The sequence below is a fragment of the Roseibium sp. genome (assembly GCF_965276855.1).
Lineage (GTDB): Bacteria > Pseudomonadota > Alphaproteobacteria > Rhizobiales > Stappiaceae > Roseibium.
The window spans coordinates 575,922-595,919 of the sequence record NZ_OZ255700.1 but is presented as its reverse complement, the minus strand read 5'-3'; the positions used below and the strand labels follow the sequence as shown (position 1 = coordinate 595,919).

17 protein-coding genes and 1 tRNA gene are annotated in these 19,998 nt (G+C 53.6%); 9 read left to right on the top strand and 9 right to left on the bottom strand.

Features of this window, described 5'->3' with window-relative positions:
• Nucleotides 1-114: 114 nt before the first annotated feature.
• The 3 genes from ACQY4Z_RS02650 to ACQY4Z_RS02640 all read left to right on the top strand — a co-directional run bounded on the left by ACQY4Z_RS02650 (nt 115) and on the right by ACQY4Z_RS02640 (nt 2,741).
• Nucleotides 115-954: a substrate-binding periplasmic protein gene (locus ACQY4Z_RS02650; RefSeq protein ID WP_428526434.1), complete on the top strand. Its 840-nt coding sequence runs from the start codon at nt 115-117 to the stop codon at nt 952-954.
• Between the two features lie 29 nt (nt 955-983).
• Nucleotides 984-1,739, top strand: coding sequence for a sulfite exporter TauE/SafE family protein (locus ACQY4Z_RS02645; RefSeq protein ID WP_428526432.1), 756 nt, complete (start codon nt 984-986; stop codon nt 1,737-1,739).
• 102 nt (nt 1,740-1,841) lie between these two features.
• Nucleotides 1,842-2,741 (top strand): substrate-binding periplasmic protein, encoded by a 900-nt coding sequence (locus ACQY4Z_RS02640; protein ID WP_428526430.1) that lies wholly within the window; start codon nt 1,842-1,844, stop codon nt 2,739-2,741.
• 76 nt (nt 2,742-2,817) lie between these two features.
• On the opposite strand, the gene ACQY4Z_RS02635 is transcribed toward ACQY4Z_RS02640, so the two are convergent.
• Complete coding sequence (locus tag ACQY4Z_RS02635) at nt 2,818-3,852, bottom strand: GlxA family transcriptional regulator (protein ID WP_133950463.1); 1,035 nt, start codon at nt 3,850-3,852, stop codon at nt 2,818-2,820.
• A gap of 458 nt (nt 3,853-4,310) precedes the next feature.
• Between ACQY4Z_RS02635 and ACQY4Z_RS02630 the strand changes: the two genes are divergently transcribed.
• Nucleotides 4,311-5,123 (top strand): ferredoxin--NADP reductase, encoded by an 813-nt coding sequence (locus ACQY4Z_RS02630; protein ID WP_428526427.1) that lies wholly within the window; start codon nt 4,311-4,313, stop codon nt 5,121-5,123.
• A gap of 84 nt (nt 5,124-5,207) precedes the next feature.
• On the opposite strand, the gene ACQY4Z_RS02625 is transcribed toward ACQY4Z_RS02630, so the two are convergent.
• The 4 genes from ACQY4Z_RS02625 to ACQY4Z_RS02610 all read right to left on the bottom strand — a co-directional run bounded on the left by ACQY4Z_RS02625 (nt 5,208) and on the right by ACQY4Z_RS02610 (nt 9,812).
• Nucleotides 5,208-5,876, bottom strand: a complete 669-nt coding sequence (locus ACQY4Z_RS02625) for a TylF/MycF/NovP-related O-methyltransferase (RefSeq protein ID WP_428526425.1) — start codon at nt 5,874-5,876, stop codon at nt 5,208-5,210.
• 10 nt (nt 5,877-5,886) lie between these two features.
• Nucleotides 5,887-6,585, bottom strand: coding sequence for a phytanoyl-CoA dioxygenase family protein (locus ACQY4Z_RS02620; RefSeq protein ID WP_428526423.1), 699 nt, complete (start codon nt 6,583-6,585; stop codon nt 5,887-5,889).
• Between the two features lie 9 nt (nt 6,586-6,594).
• The gene (locus tag ACQY4Z_RS02615; RefSeq protein ID WP_428526421.1) at nt 6,595-7,356 is read right to left on the bottom strand and encodes a TylF/MycF/NovP-related O-methyltransferase; all 762 of its coding nucleotides are present in this window, start codon (nt 7,354-7,356) and stop codon (nt 6,595-6,597) included.
• 158 nt (nt 7,357-7,514) lie between these two features.
• Nucleotides 7,515-9,812, bottom strand: coding sequence for an N-acetylneuraminate synthase family protein (locus ACQY4Z_RS02610; protein WP_428526419.1), 2,298 nt, complete (start codon nt 9,810-9,812; stop codon nt 7,515-7,517).
• Nucleotides 9,813-10,217: 405 nt separating this feature from the next.
• Here ACQY4Z_RS02610 and ACQY4Z_RS02605 point away from each other — a divergent pair, with 405 nt between their 5' ends.
• The gene (locus ACQY4Z_RS02605; RefSeq protein WP_428526417.1) at nt 10,218-10,901 is read left to right on the top strand and encodes an acylneuraminate cytidylyltransferase family protein; all 684 of its coding nucleotides are present in this window, start codon (nt 10,218-10,220) and stop codon (nt 10,899-10,901) included.
• 232 nt (nt 10,902-11,133) lie between these two features.
• Nucleotides 11,134-12,054, top strand: a complete 921-nt coding sequence (locus ACQY4Z_RS02600) for a class I SAM-dependent methyltransferase (RefSeq protein ID WP_428526415.1) — start codon at nt 11,134-11,136, stop codon at nt 12,052-12,054.
• 22 nt (nt 12,055-12,076) lie between these two features.
• Here the strand turns inward: ACQY4Z_RS02600 and ACQY4Z_RS02595 are convergent, their stop codons facing one another.
• The 4 genes from ACQY4Z_RS02595 to ACQY4Z_RS02580 all read right to left on the bottom strand — a co-directional run bounded on the left by ACQY4Z_RS02595 (nt 12,077) and on the right by ACQY4Z_RS02580 (nt 16,818).
• A complete protein-coding gene (locus ACQY4Z_RS02595; protein WP_428526413.1) occupies nt 12,077-13,930 on the bottom strand; it encodes a tetratricopeptide repeat protein in 1,854 nt (617 codons plus the stop codon).
• A 170-nt stretch (nt 13,931-14,100) separates the two neighbouring features.
• Nucleotides 14,101-14,175 (bottom strand) — tRNA-Val (locus ACQY4Z_RS02590).
• Nucleotides 14,176-14,260: 85 nt separating this feature from the next.
• On the bottom strand, nt 14,261-14,923 hold the full coding sequence (gene gph, locus ACQY4Z_RS02585) for a phosphoglycolate phosphatase (protein WP_428526411.1): 663 nt from the start codon (nt 14,921-14,923) through the stop codon (nt 14,261-14,263).
• Nucleotides 14,924-15,048: 125 nt separating this feature from the next.
• Nucleotides 15,049-16,818, bottom strand: coding sequence for a methyl-accepting chemotaxis protein (locus ACQY4Z_RS02580; RefSeq protein WP_428526409.1), 1,770 nt, complete (start codon nt 16,816-16,818; stop codon nt 15,049-15,051).
• A gap of 240 nt (nt 16,819-17,058) precedes the next feature.
• Here ACQY4Z_RS02580 and rpiA point away from each other — a divergent pair, with 240 nt between their 5' ends.
• From rpiA to gor, 3 genes are all read left to right on the top strand, one after another.
• Nucleotides 17,059-17,757, top strand: a complete 699-nt coding sequence (rpiA, locus tag ACQY4Z_RS02575; RefSeq protein ID WP_428526407.1) for a ribose-5-phosphate isomerase RpiA — start codon at nt 17,059-17,061, stop codon at nt 17,755-17,757.
• Between the two features lie 51 nt (nt 17,758-17,808).
• Nucleotides 17,809-18,321 (top strand): DUF2059 domain-containing protein, encoded by a 513-nt coding sequence (locus tag ACQY4Z_RS02570; RefSeq protein ID WP_209002454.1) that lies wholly within the window; start codon nt 17,809-17,811, stop codon nt 18,319-18,321.
• A gap of 234 nt (nt 18,322-18,555) precedes the next feature.
• A complete protein-coding gene (gene gor, locus ACQY4Z_RS02565) occupies nt 18,556-19,932 on the top strand; it encodes a glutathione-disulfide reductase (protein ID WP_428526404.1) in 1,377 nt (458 codons plus the stop codon).
• Nucleotides 19,933-19,998: the final 66 nt, after the last annotated feature.

Sequence of the window (19,998 nt, the reverse complement as noted above, 5' to 3'; positions counted from 1 at the left end):
TCCGCTTTAGAGGCTGAGCGGGTTTTGCCCTTGCTTGCCAATTTCGCTTGACCTTTCGTAAGCTGTATGGGCAGTGTTCGTGTTATAGGTGTGGCTGGGGAGTGTGCAATTAAAATGGGGAAGAATATTAAGCCACGCAGCCGCGGGGAGTTATTTGCATTTGTTATTGCTTATAGTCTGGTCCTGTTTGCAAGCGTCTCTGCATATGCGAGCTGCGACGTTCTAAAGGTGAATGGCGCCAATGAGTGGCGGCCGTTTTCCTGGAGAACGCCTGAGCTTGGTGAAATGAAGGGCATATTCCCGGCGATAACACATCATGTCTCAGAGACGGTGCCTGTCAGGAGTGAATATGGGCCGGACCTGCCATGGAACCGGCTGTTTGCGCTCTTGGAACACGGCAGTATCGATGTTCTCGCGGGTGCCTATCTGTCAGCGGAGCGGCAAGCCAAGTTTGAACTCAGCCATCCGGTTCACGAAGATGAGGTGGCCGTTTTTATAAGGGCAGGGATGAAAGCGAAGCCTGACGGTCTGGATGGTCTCATTGGATTGCGCGGACGCGCTCCTTATGGCGTTCACCTCGGCGAAGACAACAACAAATTCGCTGCCGACAACCTCGTCATCGATAGCCAGTCGCTTGATGATATTGCCGGTGATCTGGAAATGCTGACGGATGGCAGGTTCGATTACATCCTGATGTCCCGCAGTTACGGAAAAAAGGCGGTGTCCACGTTCGGTTTCGACGGCCAGATTGAAGATGTGCCCTGGACAGCTGCGCGCCGGTCGGTGCATTTCATGTTTTCAAAGAAATCGCCCTGTGTGAATCTTCTTCCGGAATTCAACGCGGTGATCGATGAACAGCTGCAAACCGGTTTCTTGGACGAGTTTCAAACCGGATTTGATAACGTCGGGGGCTTCAGGAACACTTCCACCACCGTGGGTAAAGCAGCAGAATGACAGTCCGAACCATGCCGAGCCGTCATTAGATGAACAGTCCAGAGCTCTATCTGATCGCATCGGTCGTTTTTGTTCTGGCGGGGATTGTCAAGGGAACCGTTGGAATGGGGCTGCCGGCAATCAGCCTCGGTTTGATGACTGTGTTCGTCGGGGTTGAAGCGGCCATAGTCCTGATCCTTTGGCCCACTTTCCTGACCAATCTCTGGCAAGCGGTCTACGGGGGGCACCTGAAGGCACTGACCAGCCGGCTATGGCCGTTTCTTGCTGCTGCCTCTGCAACGCTGATGCTTGGAACTTTCATTCTGACAAAGGCTCCACAGGGTGTGCCGGATTTGATCCTGGGTGCCTTGATGATTGCCTATGCAGTGCCGATGCTTGCAGGTCTTCGATTGCACATCCCGTTGGAATGGGAACGGTCCGTTGGTGTGGTCCTTGGGGCGTTGAACGGGATTTTTTCCGGGTTGACGGGGGCTTATACAGTCCCGGGTGTGATGTACCTTCAGGCTTTGGGCCTTGATCGCGACGAATTGGTACAGGCCATGGGGCTGTTGTTCTTGTCTGCAACGGTCATGCTGGCGCTCGCGCTGGGCGGCTTCGGCCTTCTCGAATTTGAGGGAGCGGTCCAGTCTCTGCTCCTGACGGTTCCAGCCCTTACCGGTGTTTATATAGGTCAGCGCTTGCGGGGTCGTCTGTCCGACGCCGGGTTCCGCCGCGCATTCCTTGGCGCCATTCTATGCCTCGGGCTCTATTTGGTGCCGTTGGGCCTCTGGCGAATAACCGGTTGATCTCCCTGTCTCTGGGTTAATGCAACCGGATTGTTTTCAGAAGTTGTGTTTTGTGTTTTTTAGGAATGCATGCGCAGACTGTCTGAGTGTCACCAGAGATGCTTGGCGCTCTGGTATTTAGAAGGCCGACAGGATCGAGGGACGGTATCTATGGTTCGATACCCCGGGTACATGTGCTCCGACCGTAATACTTTTCTTAAATCCCGGCGCGGGTTTACTCGCCTGCTGGGAGTGCTGCTGGCGGCGTTGCTGATGTCTGCTGGCGGAGCAGGTCTGGCCCAGGCCGCGGAACGCTGCGATAGAATCCGGGTGAATGGCACCGTGGATTGGTATCCGGTCATCATGCGACCAAGCGATACGGGCTTGGCGTCTGGAGTGCTGCCGGCAACAATGATCGAACTCGGGCGTCGCGTCGGGATCGATGTCATCTTCCAACCTACAACGCCTTTCAAGCGGCAACTTGTTCAACTGGAAAACGGCAGTCTCGATGCTGTACTGGGTGCATACTGGACAAAAGAGCGCGCAGAAAAATTCCAGTACTCTTCCAGTGTGTTAGATGACGAAGTTGCTATTTTTGTTTTGAAGGGCAAGGAGTTTCCCTTGTCGAAGTGGTCCGATCTGGTGGGCCGGTTGGGCATCAGGCCGTTTGGCGGATCTTATGGCGAAGACTTTGACCAATATGCGCGTGAACATCTCGCGATGGAGGAGATTGCTCCCGTTCCAACGGATTTTAGACGTGATATGCTTGCGATGCTGATGAACGAAAACGCGGATTATGCCGTCCTCGGCCGATTTCACGGGTTGAAAATCATTGAGGAGGGTGAGGGGGCGGATCAGCTAATCGATCTGGAGTGGCCGGTTGTCTCCAATGGAGTGCATATTCTGTTCTCCAGGACATCGCCTTGTGCGCACCTTTTCGAGCGCTTCGAAGAACAGCTTCAAAAGCTTCGGGCCGAAGGATGGATAGACACTGTCCTGGCAGACTACCGAAGGCCTGGATAATAAAGACCATCCCACTGGTTATAATTAAAAACGCCGCCCCAGTCAGAGCGGCGTTTGCAAGTAGGAATGGCCGTAGTTACTTCGCGACAAGGCGCATGGGGGTCGCCGTGCCAACATTCGATGTTGGTTTGGTGTTGGCCCATTGATAGGACTGGCGCTCTTCTGTCGGGGTGCACAAGAAGCGCTCCCGGTAGCATTTGGTGAAATGCGATGTGGATGCAAAGCCACAGGCAAGTGCGACGTCCAGAACCGGACGGCTCGTGCGCCGCAACAGATCGCGCGCGGTCTCAAGACGCAAACGCAGATAATACTGGCCGGGCGTGCAGTTGAAGTGCCGGCGGAACAACCGCTCCAGCTGACGCGGAGACAGGTTCACCGTCATAGCAAGCTGCTGGCAGCTGAGCGGGTCTTCAATGTGCAGATCCATAATTCGGATAGCATCGAGGATCTTGGCGTTGGAAATCCCGGTCCGGGCTTCAATGTCGTGACGCTGTGCGGATTCGCCAGACCGCATGTTTTGATAGAGCGCAACTTCGGCCACTTCGTGCGCAAGATAGGCGCCGTGCTGAATTGCGATCAGCCGCAGCATCATGTCCAAAGAGGCCATTCCGCCAGCGCAGGTGATGCAGTTGCGGTCAATCGAGAAGATATCTGATGTCACTTCAACATCCGGGAATTCTTCGCGCAAGGAGCGTAGGTTTTCCCAGTGGATGGTGCAGCGCCGGCCATCGAGAAGATTGTAACGGGCCAGCAAATATGCGCCGGTACAGATGGCACCGAATGTCCGGCCAAGGGCATTGAGACGGCGCAGTTTATTGCCGAGTTCCGGATCAAGAGGCAAGCGCTCGACATCGACGCCAGTACACAAAAGTGTAATGTCCGCATCGCCAAGGTCGCGAATAGATTTTTTTACGGAAATTTCGCATCCGTTGCTCGCCACCACGGGATTACCGTCAAGGGAGTAAGTCTCCCAAACGTAATAGTCCCTGCCGAGCATCCGATTTGCTATGCGAAGTGGCTCGATGACACTCGCGAATGCATTCATGGAGAAGCGGTCCATGATCACGAATGCTATTTTTTGACAGCTGTCGTCGTGCGCGCGTCCGGACATTTACTTTGCCTCATTGGAAGGTATTATTGAAGCTTATCTTTTGATTGCAGTAAGTTGTTGGTTTTTGACTTGGCTGTCAAATAAAATCCGACGTGAAGACGAATGTTCGTGATTTTGTCGTAAACCATCCACGGGTAATGCTTGAGGTTTGATCGCATTGATCAATTTCTGGCCGTCACCTGCCCAGAAGCTGAGCGGCAATACAAGATTGGTCTTGTCGCGTGCCAGTAATGGATATGTTGCGCTGCGGTATTGCTGTGACGGTCAGACAGTGAAGGCCGCAGGTCCTAAGCCCCCGGGCATTGCCGACGCCAGCGGATAAACCGCATTACACCGCTTTTTTGGATGTTTTTTTTGCCGAAAGCGCATTTCGTGGTCCCATGTTGCTTCAAGTCAAGGTGCACTTGGTGGTACACGGGCTTTAATTGTATGTGCCAAGACCCACGGATCGATCAAATATGAACGTACTTGCCAAACCCGCAGATCTCGCAGACGCCGCCCCAGCCGGTGTCTTCGTGGAAGAGGTCAAGACTGTCCAGCACTATACCGACCGGCTGTTCCGCTTCCGGATGACCCGGCCGTCCAGCTTTCGGTTCCGCTCCGGCGAGTTTGTCATGATTGGTCTCATGATCGATGGCAAACCACTTTACCGCGCCTACTCGATTGCAAGCCCGGCCTGGGATGAAGAGCTTGAGTTCTTCTCCATTAAGGTGCCGGACGGTCCGCTGACATCTCATCTTCAGAAGATCCAGCCGGGTGATGCGGTTCTGATGAAAAGGAAACCAACGGGCACATTGGTCAACGATGCACTCGTACCGGGCAAGCGGGTCTACATGTTCTCAACGGGTACCGGGATTGCACCATTTGCCAGCCTGATCCGGGATCCGGACACGTATGAGAAGTTCGATCAGGTGATCCTGACCCACACCTGTCGGGAAGTGGCTGAGCTGAAGTATGGTGAGGACCTTGTTCAGGAAACACTCAATGATCCGCTGATCGGTGAGTTCGCGAAAGACAAGCTGATTCACTACACCTCGGTTACCCGGGAAGATTTCCCGCGCAAGGGCCGGATCACCGACCTGATCCAGTCAGGCAAGTTGTTTGAAGACCTCGGCGTTCCGCCGCTTGATCCGGCGATCGACCGCGGCATGATCTGCGGCTCGATGGACATGTTGCGCGATACCAAGGCGCTACTGGAAGAAGCGGGCCTTACCGAAGGTGCCAACAACAAGCCGGCAGAATTCGTCGTCGAACGCGCATTCGTCGGCTAACGGACGTCTCCATTGACTGAGAATCACAAAGGCCGGGGCGACCCGGCCTTTTCAATGTCTGATTGTTGTCACTGCCGCGGAAGTTTAGAGCGGTTTTCTGATGAAGGCCGGGACGTGATAAAAGGGCAGCTTCTCAATCTTCAATCCGTGCTGTCTTACGAAATTGTCGACTGACAAAGTCTCACCGGCAACGGCATTATAGTCGTCAAAAACGATCAGGCCGCCTGGGACGACGCGCTGATACAACATTTCAAGGGCGAAGTCGGTCGGCTCCTTTACGTCCATGTCCAGATGCAGGAAGGCGAGACGGGTTTCCGGATTTTCCTCCAGATAGCTTGGGAGGGTGTCAAAAACATTGCCCTTGACCAGTGAGAAATTCTCAAACCCCTTACTGACAAGAAGGTCGTTCAACTCTTCGCGGGAAAGGCCGTGTCCGCCAGCCTGTTCAAAGCGTTCGACGAATTTCAGATCGTCTTCGACTTTCAATCCGTCTGTCGGAAACTCACCGAAAGCGTCGAAACCGACAATCTTCCGGGAGAAATCATTCTCGAGCGAATCCCGGAACGTGGCAAGCCGAATGAGCGAGGCACCCTTGTAAACGCCGAGCTCGAAGATGTGCCCTGGCAGGCCGACGATGCTCTGGTAGAGCTCATAGTGAGCAAGCATCTTGTTCAGCCGGGATTTGTGCGAGAACCAGTAGAAACCGTTCTCATAATCCCAGACGCTGTCTTTGTCCAAGCCCCTGACGATCATCAGTTTTTCCTCAACTCGCAGCTTTGCGGGCGTAGTCTTCGACGTCCTGCCGGCGGCTCGCCCGCAGGAGGAATGTGATCCGGACCGTATCCTTGCTGTTCACGCCACTGCGGTGCCGTCTCAGGAAGTCGAAGATGACGGTTTCCCCAAAGTGGGTTTCTGCATATTTGGTGGTCTCGGGAGCTGGAACTTCCACTCTCATGAAACGCTTGGAGACCGGATCCATGTAGCGCTGATCGTGGTCCAGCACATCCGCTTCGGTATTGGGGGCAACTTCAAGAGCTCCGCCGCTTTGATCGCAATCGTGAAGATAGGTCGATAATACCACGCTTTGCGGGCAGCAATTTCCCTTTGACAGGTAATACCCCGCTTCCTGATGCCAGGGCAGGGACATCTTTATTTCGTCCTTTTTAAAGTAGTTCGGCAAGTCAATTCTCAGATGCGGAAAAGCAATCAGGATATCTTCCGGCTGACAGTCGAAGGCATCGGCTGCAAGTTCTGTCCACATTGGATGATCGACGAACTGCGCAAATTCATTGCTGGCGATGATCTTGTCTTGAATCTCGGCAGTGAGGTTATCGCCATTTTGGTGGGCAGCGATCAGTTTGGCCGAAAACTCCTCGATTGAGGCCGCGTCCAGTTGATTGAGAACGAAACGGGTGAACTCAGCCAAGTCTGCTTGGTTTGGAACTTTCGAGATGTTCAGCATGGTCGCTCCTTACACTCTCACGTAGCCCGCCATCGAGGCTTCCCTGACCCGTCTTAACTCAATGTTGTTAAGCCCCAGTTTTTCCATGACTGCGATTGTTTCGCCCGGATAGTCCTTGTGATTGATTTCATCGAACACAATGATCGAGCCTTTGGGCATACGCTCCAGCGCATGAGAGAGGACATCAGCCGTCGGCTTGTAAAGGTCGAGATCGAGATGCAGCAGTCCGATGACGGTTGCAGGGTTGTTTTCCAGGTATTTCGGCAGCGTTTGTGAAATGTCGCCCTTCTCCAGAAACACCTTCTGAATGTTCCCGATCATCCGGTTCTCATCATAAAATCCGATTGCATCTTGAAGATATTCAAAGCTGTCGTAGCTCAAGCCGCCGGTTTGCATATGTTTGGCGGTGGACGACAGATCTTCCTTGGACGGTTCGGTGAAGCCCTCAAACGTGTCAAATCCGATGATTTTGCGGGTGTAGTGGTGCGGTTCATAGATGGCCGAAAAGTGGGCCATGGCCATCATGAACTCGCCGCCGGCGACACCACACTCGAAGATATCCCCCGGTATGTCCGTAATCAATTCCCAGTATCTCAAGGTCTCAATGAATCGGGTCACCCTTTGGCGGGGCGCGAACACCGGGAAAGTATCAACAAGCCGGTGCGGCAGCATCGGGTTGGCATCCAGGTATTCTTGGCGCCGCTGGTACCAATCCAGCTGTTTTTCCGTGTTCCGGTTCTTTTCAATGTTTTTCAGAGTTGTTTCATTCATCTCAAAGGACCTCGCGCGCTTGTGCGCAATTGTGGACGTTTTTCAGTAAAACGGGCCGGAAGTTTGAGGAAGGTCGCCCAATCGGGGCGAGAGACCGTTGCCCTAATCCGAAGACGGCTTTGTTCAAGTTTATGACTGTTGGAGACAGGGAGGCCAATTCATTCGCCCGCCACAGCGTAAGAGCTGTCCGCGATGCGGTTCCTGGCTCGTTCGAAGTGCTTTTCCAGGAGTTGGAGCGCTTTCAGGGCTCCTTCACCATCATTTTTGTGTCCTTGCCAGATTTCTGGAATGAACGAGGCGCCCGGCATCTGCCGGAGGACTTGCTGAGCCAGGACCGTCCAATCGATGTCTCCTTCTTCAATTTGAAGGCCTTCGCCATCGACGCCAGCTGCATCAGCCAGGTGAAGATGTGCCGTGTATGGTGCAACCAGCTCCACGAATTCTGAAAAGGACCAGCCATGATGCACGCAAGCGAGTTTGGAGTGAGAGACGTCCAGGCAGATGCGGGTGCCATTGCGCCTGCAGAAGTCAGAGATTTCGACCGGGTCCACAAACAGATTGTGGAATTGCTGGCCCCCAAAGTGCCAGGGGAAGGGCGGCATGGTCTGCGGAATGATCTCAACACCCTCTGTGTCCAATTTGGAGAGGCTGTCCTCCAGTATCTCATAAAGTGCAGCAGTCCCGCCTGCGCCCAAATGATTGTCGTGACTGAAGCCGCCGACATTGGTCACCAGCAGAACGGGCGTAGAGGTTGTAAAGTGTCGCGATAGTTCGCGCGCAATATCAACCACTCTTTGCATCTCCGACAAGGAGCGCTGGCGGTAATCGTCTTTCGTGGAGCACAAGTCCAGGGTGTGATCACCTGCGAACAATTCCGGCGTGTGCACAACGAGATCCAGTGTAAGCCGTTCCTTGAAGTAGTCCGTCAGGTCGACTTCCATGTCCTTGTAGCTCAGGTGGATTTCGGCAAGGTCCAAATTGGTGAGCCGGATCATCTTGTCCAGATCATGATATCGGACCGGGATGCCCCATCGCAGCGGAAAGGAAAAGTCGCGTGGCTCAACCCGTCCAGCGCCAAGATCGGAAGGGAAAAAGAAGTCACCTGCTTTTTTGGCAGTCTGCAAACGGCGGCCAATCAATTCGCTCTTTCTGTTGGGCTGCAGGCCTTGGCCCGGACACTTGATGTCGATCATATTCGCGGTGACTTCCGTTCCCGCTGGAATATCGACAGACGCAATCAAGCTTTTGGCAAGGTTCTCGCGGTTCATCATCTCGCCTTGAGAGACCCTGCGTTCCTCCACGGTGCCGAGAGCCTGTTCCATCTCTCTGATGCCGGTCATCATCTGCGCAAACTCGTCCGGCAGAAGGCTGACGCGGTGATCGTTGCCTTCCATGGCACGGTCAAGCGTGAAGTGCTTCTCGATGACCTTTGCCCCGAGTGCGACCGCGCCAATCGCAATATTGATGCCCCGCTCGTGACCGGAATAGCCGACCAGGCAATCTCCCTGCCGTTGCAGGTGCTGCATGTACTTGATGTTGATGTCCTTGAAGGGTGCCGGGTAGGTGGAGTTGCAGTGAAGCAGGACAAACGGAGCCGCCAAACCACGAAGCTTGGCAATGCCTTGCTTGATCTCCGCCTCCGATGTCATGCCGGTGGAGCATATCATTGGTTTGCGTGTTGCAGCGATTGCCGAGATTAAATCGTAATTTGTGAAGTCAGCGGATGCGACCTTGAAAGCGTCAAGGCCATACCGGTCCAGTTTGCCAAGCGACTCCTCGTCCCACGGCGTGCAGAGAGGGATGATGCCTTTTTGATGGCAATAGTCAAAGGCGGCGAAAAGCTCATCATCCTTCAGCTGGAAGCGGGACAGGAGATCCATCGTGTACTGCGTTCCGAGATCCGCGCTGTCATCGACCATTTTTTCGGACGACTTGTAGAGCCTGGAGAGAGAGCGCATCTGAAATTTGGCACAATCAGCGCCAGCCCGGACCGCTTCGTCAATCAGCTTCTTAGCCAGTTCAAACGAGCCGTTGTGGTTGTTACCGATCTCGGCGATCACGAATGCTGGATCATCTTCGCTAATGATCCGGCCGCCAATTTCGATGGCCTTGTGATGGCCGAACGCGATCGCGACGATCCGGTGCTGGCTATCGACGAGGGGGACCGCCTTGAAGCGGTCATTTAGCAGGCGGGAGACGATCTGTGGTTCGTCATCATGGCGGGCAAAAACAATGGTCTTGTTTATGATGCTGCTGATCGAGCCATTCAGGTCGATATGGTCTGTCCCAATTAGCCAGCGGCGCAAATCACCGTCGGTTAAGGCACCCTCCAGAATGCCACCTTCCGAAACGGTGAAGATGACGCCTTCCTTGTTCGCGCTGATCTTGTTGAGAGCATTCAGGATCGAATCTTCAGAGAAGACAACGAACCTTGAGACATTGCGATCGATGATCATGGTTTGCTTCTCGCCCGTACAGACCAATTCCTGGAGCGCTGTTCTAAGTGGCGCATATTGAAAGAACTTCACTTTGATACATCATAAGAGAGCGAAAACTTTCATATGCTTTAAGATCTTAAGGTACATCATTGAAAGTTTGTCCCGCTAGCCGGGAACACGGAATAGTTGGGGTTAATGAATGCCGTCCCCGCTCAAAATGCTTCTATGAATCAAGGAGTGCGCACTTGAGTGCCCGTCGACAGGATATATACTGTCAAAAATAGCGAGGAATTTCGGCGCTATCTGAATTTGTCTATCCTGTACCCAAAGTGATTCCGCTGACTCACCTCTACTGGCTGGTCGTTGCGGTATCTGGCTCACAAACACGTAACGAGTAGGCGATTTTCAGGGGGCGACGTTAGGATGAAAAAAGCTGTAGCGATTATTCCGGCGCGTGGCGGCTCCAAGGGAATACCTCATAAGAATATCAAGGCATTTCTTGGACTGCCGCTTGTTGTTCATTCAATCAAGGCCGCATTCGCGGCTAAAACGATTTCGAACGTTGTGGTTTCAAGTGATGATGAGGAAATCCTTCAAATCGCGCAAGCCCACGGCGCCATTCCCTTGAAAAGACCGGGTGAAATTGCTGGCGATGAAGCATCTTCTGAAGCAGCTCTTATTCATGCAATCTCAAGTGTGCCCGCGTGCTCCGAGGCGGACACCGTTGTGTTTTTGCAGTGTACCTCGCCACTGACAACTGCCGATGAGATTGATCATGTCGTCAGTGCTTTCCGCGAAACAGGCGCTGACACCGCTTTTTCCGTTGTTGAGAAGCACGCGTTTTTGTGGGGTATTTCGGAAGACGGAAGCGGCTTCGGTATCAATCATGATGCGTCAAAGCCCCGTCAACGTCGGCAGGACCGGGTGCCCGAGTATCAGGAGACCGGAGCCATTTATGCACTGAAGAAAGATGGCTTTGTGCAGTACGGACAACGTTTCTTTGGCAAATCTGTACCGGTGCCGATTGACGGGGCAGTGGAAATCGAGATTGACACTCCGAGGGACTGGGCGACCTTGGAAGCGTACGCGCGCGCGTCACAAAACTGATGAGGCAGGTTCTCAACACCAGTCCATGGATAACCGATTTCGCAGCTATAAACGCGTGGTTGCCAGCATGGGAAAGTACTCTTTGTCTTTTTGTTGAAAATATCAATGTAATAAATGTCAAAAATGGATATTATTTTGTGATGTTCTCCTTTTTTATTTCAAGATAGCGGGGCTTTTGTCAGTAAATTGTGGTAATTTACTATAGGCAATTTGCTTTGCGTTGGAAATACCTATGGTTGAAAAAAGTAGAAAAGGAGAAGACTTCGGTACATCCTCACTCGGATTGTTTGACACCTTGGCTGCCATAGGGATCGTAACTGACGCCCATAGAGAGGTTTTTGCCAAAGGGACCCGAGACCGTGCAGATGTTACCGTTTACCGGGACCGGCAATCAGAGGTGATTTTCATCGATGGATTCTATGGTGGCGATGCGGTCTATGAGGACGGGGCGTATCGTAAATCCAACGAAGATCAATTCGGAAAGCGGGATCTTGAGGTTATCAATGATACTGCGCGGCGGCTCGCCTCCTACCGCCCATATGTGACCGGCCGCAAGATTGTCGAGTTTGGGTGCGGTGACGGTGCATTTCTTCAAGCGATCAGGAGTGAAGTAGACAGTTGCTGTGGCATAGAACTACAGGAAGACTACGTTTGGGCACTGAATGAAAAGGGCCTGCCATGCCACAAATCCCTGTCGGCCATTCCAGATGGATCTATGGACAGCGCGCTAAGCTTCCATGTGCTTGAACATCTGCCGGATCCATTGTCGATACTGTTTGAATTGAAACGGGTCCTGAAACCAGGAGGGATACTCGTCGCAGAGGTGCCACATGCCCGGGACCTCCTTATTAACGAATTGAAGAATAAAGCGTTTACGGATTTCACACTTTGGAGCCAGCACCTGGTGTTGCACACGCGGGAAAGTCTACGACGTCTTCTGAGTGCTGCCGGTTTTGAGAACACCATAGTAGAAGGGGTTCAGCGCTATTCACTGTCAAATCACATGACTTGGCTGTCTAAGGGGAAACCGGGGGGGCACAAGTCAGTGCTTTCTGCAATTGACACTCCCGACCTAAGACAAGCTTACGAGGCCACATTGAACCGCATTGATGCAACGGACACTCTGGTTGCCATTGCTCGTGTGCCTGCTTGACCAATTAAAGGCTTTGTATAGGCTATAGCCCTAGTCGGGCATTCCTTTGATCGGGTGACCAGTTTGCTATTTGCCTCTTGAATTCCTTGATGATTTCCGGGACAAAATCGGCGCAGGCACGGTCGGTATAAGAGCGCATGTAAGTCATCGCCGGGTACCAGGGCGGATTGTCTTGACCGAGTAGCAGGGCAGGTTCCTGAGTGCCAAAACGGATTGTCGGCACGTTATAGATGCCACAGATATCGGCAACACTGGTATTTGCCGAAACGACGAAGTCGCAGCAGTTGGTTAGGGCAGCTGCCCCGAGCAAATCATCGAACAAATCGACGTCTTCAAAGAAGTTGAATTTCTCAGGGAACCTTTGTTTTAGATACTCAATTTCCTTGTCGACAGTTGCGTATTGCAGATTCACGAAGATTGCGTCGTGCGATTCCAATACCGGAGAGATCTCTGGCGCAGACAAATAAAAGCGGGCCCGGTTGGCAGCAAGGTTGCGCGACCGCCAAGAAAAACCCACCACAGGTTTGTTTTCGTAACCCTGCAGGCGTTTGAGATAGGAAATCGCGCGGTCTTTTTCAAAAGAATAAACCGGGCACTTCGCTGCTTTGAACGCCTGGATATTCGGCCGAAAAAACCGGGCCAAATCAGTCAAGTTGATATGGCAGTCGTAATCGTGAGCGGTTGCTTCCTTGTCAACATTCATTTTTGCGGGGCGCGCGAGCGCATCGGGAAACGAATATTGGTAGAATTTCGCCCCCTTTGCGGACCCCTCGATGATAACCTTTCCGGCTTTTTCCATTACTTCTGGAATCATCGTGCCGGATTTTAGTGCATCGCCCAGCCCTTGGTCGCCCCACAGCAAGATGGTCTTGCCGGAAATGTTTTCGCCGTCCCATTCGGGGACGTCGAACTTGCGCTTCATTACGACGCTGGCCGGATCATCGAAACGCGCCCGATGGAGCCTCCAACCCTTTTCAAGATCGCCATTCGCGAGATAGGCAAGCGACATGTTCCAGTCGACCGTCGGGGCGAAAGCCGGGGCCTGTTTTCTTGTTGCATTGAGAATTTCAAGTGCTTCCTTGCGCTCTCCGTTCATCAGCAAGTTGACACCGAGCGTAACACCCTTGTGGTAGTCACGTGGATCAAGTTTGTAAGCTCGTCTGGAATAATCGACAGCCATACTTGATTCATTCATGCAAAACAGGAGCCGGGCAGCTTCGTGTTGGACGTCGGCATTATCGGGAAACCGCTCCAGTGCTTCGGTCAACTCGTACTGGCTTGGCTCGAATTGCTTCAATTGCATCCTGCATTTCGCGCGCAAGACATAGTTTTCCGGATTATTCGGCTTAAGCATGACCGCTTTGATGAAGAAATTAATCGCATGATGCGCGCGGTCGGCATCCATTAAGAGATTGCCGAAGTTCCGATACGCGTCTTCATTGTCTGGGTCTTCAACAAGCAGTCCTTGAAAAAGAAGTTCGGCCTCTTCGAATTCCTTCTTCTTGGTAAGAGCGATGCCCTTTATGTTCCGCGCTTCCCGTTCTCTCGGGTTCAAAGACAGCGCCTTGTTACAGACAGCTAGCAGGCTTTCTGTATCCGAGCCGAGATCCATCATCGTGCGCGCAAGATTTGCATAAAATGCGGATTGGTTCGGATCGAGTACGATCGCCTTTTGGATGTATTCAAGTGCGCGTTTCGGATAGCCGAGTTGGCGGTAAGTAACGCCAAGCAGGTGGACAGCGTCGGCGTTGTTTGGGGCCTTTTTGACCGCTTGTTTGTAAACGCGTTGCGCCTTTTCGTACTCGCCGGCCTGTTGCAGCGAAATGCCCTTAAGCAGTCTGTCTCGAAGGGTGTTGGGCGCAGTTTGCGTAGCCATCGGTATCGGCCTCATCGGGAATCAATTGCTTAAAGAATAGCAGGCTGCGCCGAATGTGACAGTTGTGCCGCCGGAACTGGGGAAATCCCTTGGGGATTGCCATGCTCAACCCCGGTGAAGTGACCTTTGCCACCAAAAAGACCTTGGCCAGAAGAAACTGTTTCCGCAAATGGTGGGCGATATTGGGATTGAACCAGTGACCGTTCCGGTGTGAACGGAACGCTCTCCCGCTGAGCTAATCGCCCTCAGCAATGAATGTGCTCAGTCACTAATCGACGATTTCGGTATAGGCAAGAGCCGGTTAGCCTAATCCCGGCTTTGTTCTGTGCTTCAGGTTCGCAGTGCGGCCACCGCATCTGTAAGCTCGTCAAAATGGGAAATGATCCGATCCGGACCAAGCTCACTAACTGGTACAGGCGTATAGCCAAAATCAACGGCGACAACGGGAATGCCCGCGGCGCGGGCAGCTTTGATGTCGGTTACACTGTCGCCGATCATGATTGAGCCTTCTGGAGTGCCGCCAGCGCGCTTTATGGCACCCAGGACCGGTTCTGCATGGGGCTTGGAAACGGCGAAGGTATCGCCTCCGACGACCGCCTCGAAGTGATCTGTCATTTCGAGCGCGGCGAGCAAGGGTAGGGTGAGGCGCTCGGTCTTGTTGGTGCAAACCGCCAGCTTCCAGCCATCGGCACGGAAACGGTCTAGTGCTGGAATAACACCATCGAACGGCCGTGTGTGAACTGCGATGTTGGCAGCGTAGTACTCTAGGAAGTCTTCATAAAGCGGTGTGATCGTCTCGTCCGACCAGGCAATTTCAAGATGGTCCAAACCGCGTTGCAAAAGAACCTTGGCTCCCATGCCGACCATGTTGGCGACCTTGTCCTGAGGAACAGTCCCATGACCGGCTTTGTCCAGAACCGCATTCAAGGTCGCAACAAGATCTTCCATGGAAGACACGAGTGTGCCGTCCAGATCGAACACAAGTACAGACATGAAACCCTCAGCTATAAGTAAACAGGGTTCTGCCTAGCTGTCTTTGTGGCTTCCCGCAAGATCCCGCAAGCCAATGGACGCCTGCCTTTGAGGCGAAAATCAAAACGTTACAAGGCCGTCGGTTGTCACAGCTTATAGGCCGTGCGAAATCCGCCCCAATGGCGGCCTTGCACCAGTATCGGCGCATCGATTTCCTGCATCCAGATGATGTTTCCGCCTCCCATGTCCCTTGGATAGGACTGGACAAGGTAAGGCCGCATGTTGCGGGCAGCGCTCAAGCCGGCCCGGTCATCAAAGATCCGTTTGTTCCGGCAGTTGGCGGTGTTCCAGGCCGGATCATTCGGTTTCTGCGGTTTCGAGAAGATGAGGTTGTGAACTGGCAGGTACCCGTTGCGGTCGACTGCTGCGCAAAATGCCATGCCGGAGTTGTTCTTCAGAATTTCTTCCTGAATGTCCGGCAAAGAGCGCTCCAGTGCGCTGAGGGCTCTTGTTGAAACCTGGAGCGGGTTCGTTCCTTCTATCGGCCGGTAGTCCGTATCGAAGAGAGCATCAACGGATAGCGCGCCGCTTTCGATCATGCGCTCCATTGCAGCAGTTACACGCGCAGCGCCAGTTTGCGCCGTTTCTATCTGCTTCGCGAAGCCTTGCTTCAAAGATGCTATCCGTTGTTCGAGCGCGGTCTTGAAAGCCCCCGCCGAAGACGTGAAGGCGCAATGGCATCCGCCATCAGATACATTCACGACTTTCACTTCGGTCGAGCCGATCCCACTCAAATCCAGATGCAGTACAGCACCAGTGTGCGGAACAGTGTCAGCATCGGTTATGAACAACACCCCGCCTTTGGAGATGTCCCGCGTTTCGATACGCATTGTGACGTTTCCGCTGGTCGCTGTACCCGACAGTTTCAGCGGCAAACGATCATCAACCCGGCGATCACCGACATCGGTCTGCCGTATCATCATGGCAAAGCGGGCCTGGAGGGCCTTGGTGCTGGCGCTCATATTATCACCAGCATCGCGAACCAGCGTACCGCTTTGCTCAGCTTCTGCGGCAGAGGCGTTGATCCGGTCGACATGACTTACGACATCTTGAACGAAGCTTTTGGTGTCCTCGGCTTGTCGGCTCACCGTTTCGGTTGTTTCTACCTGTACCTGCACCGCCTGTTCGACAGCTGCAAAACTGGGCCGGATTTGGCCGATCACATCAATGATCCGGCCGACAGATCCAATACTCATCTCAGCCGACTGGTTCAGCTTGTTGATATTGGCAACAATCTGTTCTGTGGCAGATTGCGTTTCCACGGAGAGCGACTTCACCTCACCGGCGACCACGGCAAACCCTTTGCCTGCGTCTCCGGCGCGCGCCGCTTCAATTGTGGCATTTAGGGCCAGAAGGTTGGTCTGCTTGGCGATGTCAGAGATGAGGCCAACGACATTTGCGATATCTTCGATTGCGCTTTTCAGCTCAAGAACACCCTGATTGGCCTGGTCGGCAATATCTCGGGCTTCGATCGCCAAATCATTTGAAACGCTAACCTGGGAGCCGATTTGAGCGCTGGCGGCGGAGAGTTCTTGAATGGAATGCGTCAGCTCGCCAACATTATCGTTGGCTCTAGCTGCTTGATCGGTCAGGACTTGGCTTTCAGATATGATGGAACCCAAGGTGCTGGCCTGCTCCACCAAGCGGTCCTGCACTTTGGTTGCCGCAGCATCAATGCTTTTCGCCGCAACCTGAAGGTCATCTTCCAGACTGTCGAGGGCACGGCTCAGACCGCTGGATGCGTTCTCAGTTTTGGCGTCGCCATCTGAGACTGGATTCTCGTGTGCTTGAGTGTCGTCAGGCACCAAGTCGACTTCGCCAACAGAAGTCTTCCGCCGCATCTTAACACTGAACATTTGTCGCGCCCTTATAGAGTGTTCTGCGATTCAATCAGGCAATATTTCCAGAAGGGTCTGAACCTTACGTTAACCATGCCCAATATGTTGGCAGGCGCCGTTCTTCGTTGAAAACTGGAAACGATCTGGACCCGTGCTTGCCTGACATGTTAAGGACCGCGCGGCCATCTGAACTGATCGGAGGGCAAGCGCTGGTAATGCGGCGCTAACCAGCGACGCAGAGGCCAGAAAGGGTGAGGTATGAGCGACAACCTGAAACAGCAGGCAGCTGAACGCGCGGCAGAGGATGTCACCTCCGGCATGCGCCTTGGTATCGGCACAGGGTCGACTGCAGAGTTTTTCGTTCACGCCCTTGCAAAACGTGTCGCAGACGGACTGGACGTGATCGGTGTTCCGACCTCTGAGCGCACAGCAGAGCTTGCTGCCAGTTTGGGAATAAAACTCACCACCTTGGAAGAGTTGCCCGAGCTGGATCTGACCGTTGACGGTGCAGATGAGCTGGATGCCAACCTGGCCCTGATTAAGGGCGGTGGCGGTGCCTTGCTGCGGGAAAAGATTGTCGCAGCAGCTTCTGGCAAAATGATCGTCATCGCAGATGGCACAAAGAACGTGGATACTCTCGGGCAATTTCCGTTGCCGATTGAAGTTGTGCCGTTTGGTCAAGAAGCAACGCGGCGGGCCATTCTGGCAATGTTTATGGAAATGGGTTTGCCTCAAAACCTTCAGCTGAGAATGGCTGGGGAGCATCCTTTTGTCACAGATGGCGGGCATCACATCTTTGACGCCCATCTTCTGAAGATCGAACAACCTGAAACGCTTGCACAAGCTCTGGTAAAGATCCCGGGCGTTGTTGAGCATGGTCTTTTCCTCAATCTTGCCTCCAAGGCTTACGTGGCCGGTGAAGATGGGGTAAAGACGATTACGCCTGCGTCGATTTAGCGAATTTTGGTTGCCGGATCGCCTCCGGAAAACCGCCAAGGAGTCAAGGAAATGAAGTCAGTGAAGTTTGCCGGTGTTGGTCTCGCCATGTTGGCGTGGGGCGCGATCTCCGGCGGTGCGGTTGCTCAGGACAGCTTTTCAGAAAGTCATTTGGAAGCTGCAAAAGCTGTTGCCTTGGAAACCAAAGTCCTGGAACCGTTTGACGCCATCTTGTTCGTCATGGCGGAACAGACCTTGTCCGCTTTCACGCAGAATGAACCGACGCGTGCGGAAGAAATCGCAGAGGTCGTGGAACAGGTCGCGTTGGAGCTGGCGCCGCGCCGCGCCGTATTAAACGAGCAGATCTTCCGCATTTGGGCGACCGCCTTCACCGAAGAAGAGCTGGTTCAGCTGGCTGAATTCTATCGCACCCCGCTCGGTATGAAATTGCGCGACAGTGTTGCCGACATTACAGCTGCATCTGTGGAAGCCAGCCGCGAATGGCAGGATCGGTTGAGCGTCGATATCGTTGCGATGGTGCAGGAAGAATTGGACAAGCGCAGCGCTGCGGCCACAAACCAATAAGTGATCAAGGCGTGAGCAATCAGATTGCGCACGCTTTTTCAGATATTGAGACGGGTCAATCGCCCGCACTGTCTGCAAACCGGGCCGCGAAAGCGGCCCTTTGTGCAATAAGGTATGCGTTTCAGGACACCGAGCTGACCAAGGCCAAGCCTTGTGAATAGGGACTGAGAGCTTATCTGGGCTTCATGGCCGCGTGCGCTGGCCGTTCGAATACCAAATCCCGAGGGGCATTGAATGAGCGATTTTGACTATGATCTGTTTGTGATCGGTGGCGGTTCCGGCGGCGTTCGTGCGGCCCGGATTGCGGCCACACATGGCGCTCGGGTCGGTATTGCAGAAGAATACCGTTACGGCGGAACCTGTGTGATCCGCGGCTGTGTTCCCAAAAAACTGTTCGTCTACGCATCCAAGTTTTCCGAAGAGTTTGAAGATGCTGAGGGCTTTGGCTGGAGTGTCGGCGAACGCAGCTTTGCTTGGGACAAACTGATCGCGGCAAAGGATCAGGAGATCACGCGCCTGGAAGGGATCTACCGCCGGAACCTGGACAACACCGGCGTCGAAATTCACGACAGCCGCGCCGTGATCGAAGACGCCCACACGGTTCGTTTGTTGTCCACGGGTCAGACGATCACCGCGAAGTATATCCTTGTAGCGGTCGGAGCCTCGCCAAATGTCGATAACAGCTTGCCGGGCGGTGAGCACGTCATCACGTCGAATGAAGCATTTCACTTGAGCGAATTGCCGAACCGCGTGGTGGTTGCCGGCGGCGGCTACATCGCCGTTGAGTTTGCCGGCATTTTCAATGGCCTCGGTGTCGACACGACCCTGATTTATCGGGGTCCTGAAATCCTGCGTGGATTTGATATGGACCTGCGCCGGACTGTACGCGAGGAAATGGAAAAGAAGGGGATCAAGATTGTTTTGAATGATACCTTCTCGTCCATCGAAAAGCAGTCGGACGGTTCCTTGATCGGGCGCACCAATGGTGGCGAAAACCTGGATGCGGACCAAATCATGTTTGCGATTGGCCGAAACCCGCACACGCGCGACCTCGGATTGGAAAAGGCAGGCGTTGAAACCGATGCCATCGGTGCGATCAAAGTCAATGAGGAGTCCCGCACAAATGTTGAGTCCATCTATGCCGTTGGCGATGTAACCAACAGGGCAAACCTGACCCCGGTCGCGATCCGGGAAGGCCACGCGTTTGCGGATACCGTGTTCGGCAACAAGCCCTGGACGGTGGATCACAGCCTGATCGCAACGGCTGTGTTTTCACAGCCGGAAATGGGAACAGTCGGCCTCACACAAGAAGAGGCGCTGGAGCGTACGCCGAACCTGGATATCTACAAGTCCAGCTTCCGGCCGATGAAGCATACGCTGTCAGGCCGGGATGAAAAGATGCTCATGAAGATGATCGTCGATGCGGACAGCCAGAAAGTGCTTGGGGTCCATATTGTTGGCCCGGACGCTGGTGAGCTTGCGCAAATCCTTGGAATAACGCTTGAAATGGGCGCGACCAAGGCTGACTTTGACAGGACGATCGCGGTGCACCCGACCGCAGCGGAAGAACTTGTGACAATGCGCGAGCCAACGGAACGCTTGCGCGGCTGATTACGAAACCGCTGATGCCAATACGGAAAAACCGCCGCAAGAATTTGCGGCGGTTTTTTCAATAAG

Bases quoted from the DNA above. Each gene is read 5' to 3' on its own strand.
- ACQY4Z_RS02650 (WP_428526434.1), top strand. From the start codon at position 115: ATGGGGAAGAATATTAAGCCACGCAGCCGCGGGGAGTTATTTGCATTT.
- ACQY4Z_RS02645 (WP_428526432.1), top strand. From the start codon at position 984: ATGAACAGTCCAGAGCTCTATCTGATCGCATCGGTCGTTTTTGTTCTG.
- ACQY4Z_RS02635 (WP_133950463.1), bottom strand. From the start codon at position 3,852: ATGTCCGGACGCGCGCACGACGACAGCTGTCAAAAAATAGCATTCGTG.
- ACQY4Z_RS02630 (WP_428526427.1), top strand. From the start codon at position 4,311: ATGAACGTACTTGCCAAACCCGCAGATCTCGCAGACGCCGCCCCAGCC.
- ACQY4Z_RS02625 (WP_428526425.1), bottom strand. From the start codon at position 5,876: ATGATCGTCAGGGGCTTGGACAAAGACAGCGTCTGGGATTATGAGAAC.
- ACQY4Z_RS02620 (WP_428526423.1), bottom strand. From the start codon at position 6,585: ATGCTGAACATCTCGAAAGTTCCAAACCAAGCAGACTTGGCTGAGTTC.
- ACQY4Z_RS02615 (WP_428526421.1), bottom strand. From the start codon at position 7,356: ATGAATGAAACAACTCTGAAAAACATTGAAAAGAACCGGAACACGGAA.
- ACQY4Z_RS02610 (WP_428526419.1), bottom strand. From the start codon at position 9,812: ATGATCATCGATCGCAATGTCTCAAGGTTCGTTGTCTTCTCTGAAGAT.
- ACQY4Z_RS02605 (WP_428526417.1), top strand. From the start codon at position 10,218: ATGAAAAAAGCTGTAGCGATTATTCCGGCGCGTGGCGGCTCCAAGGGA.
- ACQY4Z_RS02600 (WP_428526415.1), top strand. From the start codon at position 11,134: ATGGTTGAAAAAAGTAGAAAAGGAGAAGACTTCGGTACATCCTCACTC.
- ACQY4Z_RS02595 (WP_428526413.1), bottom strand. From the start codon at position 13,930: ATGGCTACGCAAACTGCGCCCAACACCCTTCGAGACAGACTGCTTAAG.
- gph (WP_428526411.1), bottom strand. From the start codon at position 14,923: ATGTCTGTACTTGTGTTCGATCTGGACGGCACACTCGTGTCTTCCATG.
- ACQY4Z_RS02580 (WP_428526409.1), bottom strand. From the start codon at position 16,818: ATGTTCAGTGTTAAGATGCGGCGGAAGACTTCTGTTGGCGAAGTCGAC.
- rpiA (WP_428526407.1), top strand. From the start codon at position 17,059: ATGAGCGACAACCTGAAACAGCAGGCAGCTGAACGCGCGGCAGAGGAT.
- ACQY4Z_RS02570 (WP_209002454.1), top strand. From the start codon at position 17,809: ATGAAGTCAGTGAAGTTTGCCGGTGTTGGTCTCGCCATGTTGGCGTGG.
- gor (WP_428526404.1), top strand. From the start codon at position 18,556: ATGAGCGATTTTGACTATGATCTGTTTGTGATCGGTGGCGGTTCCGGC.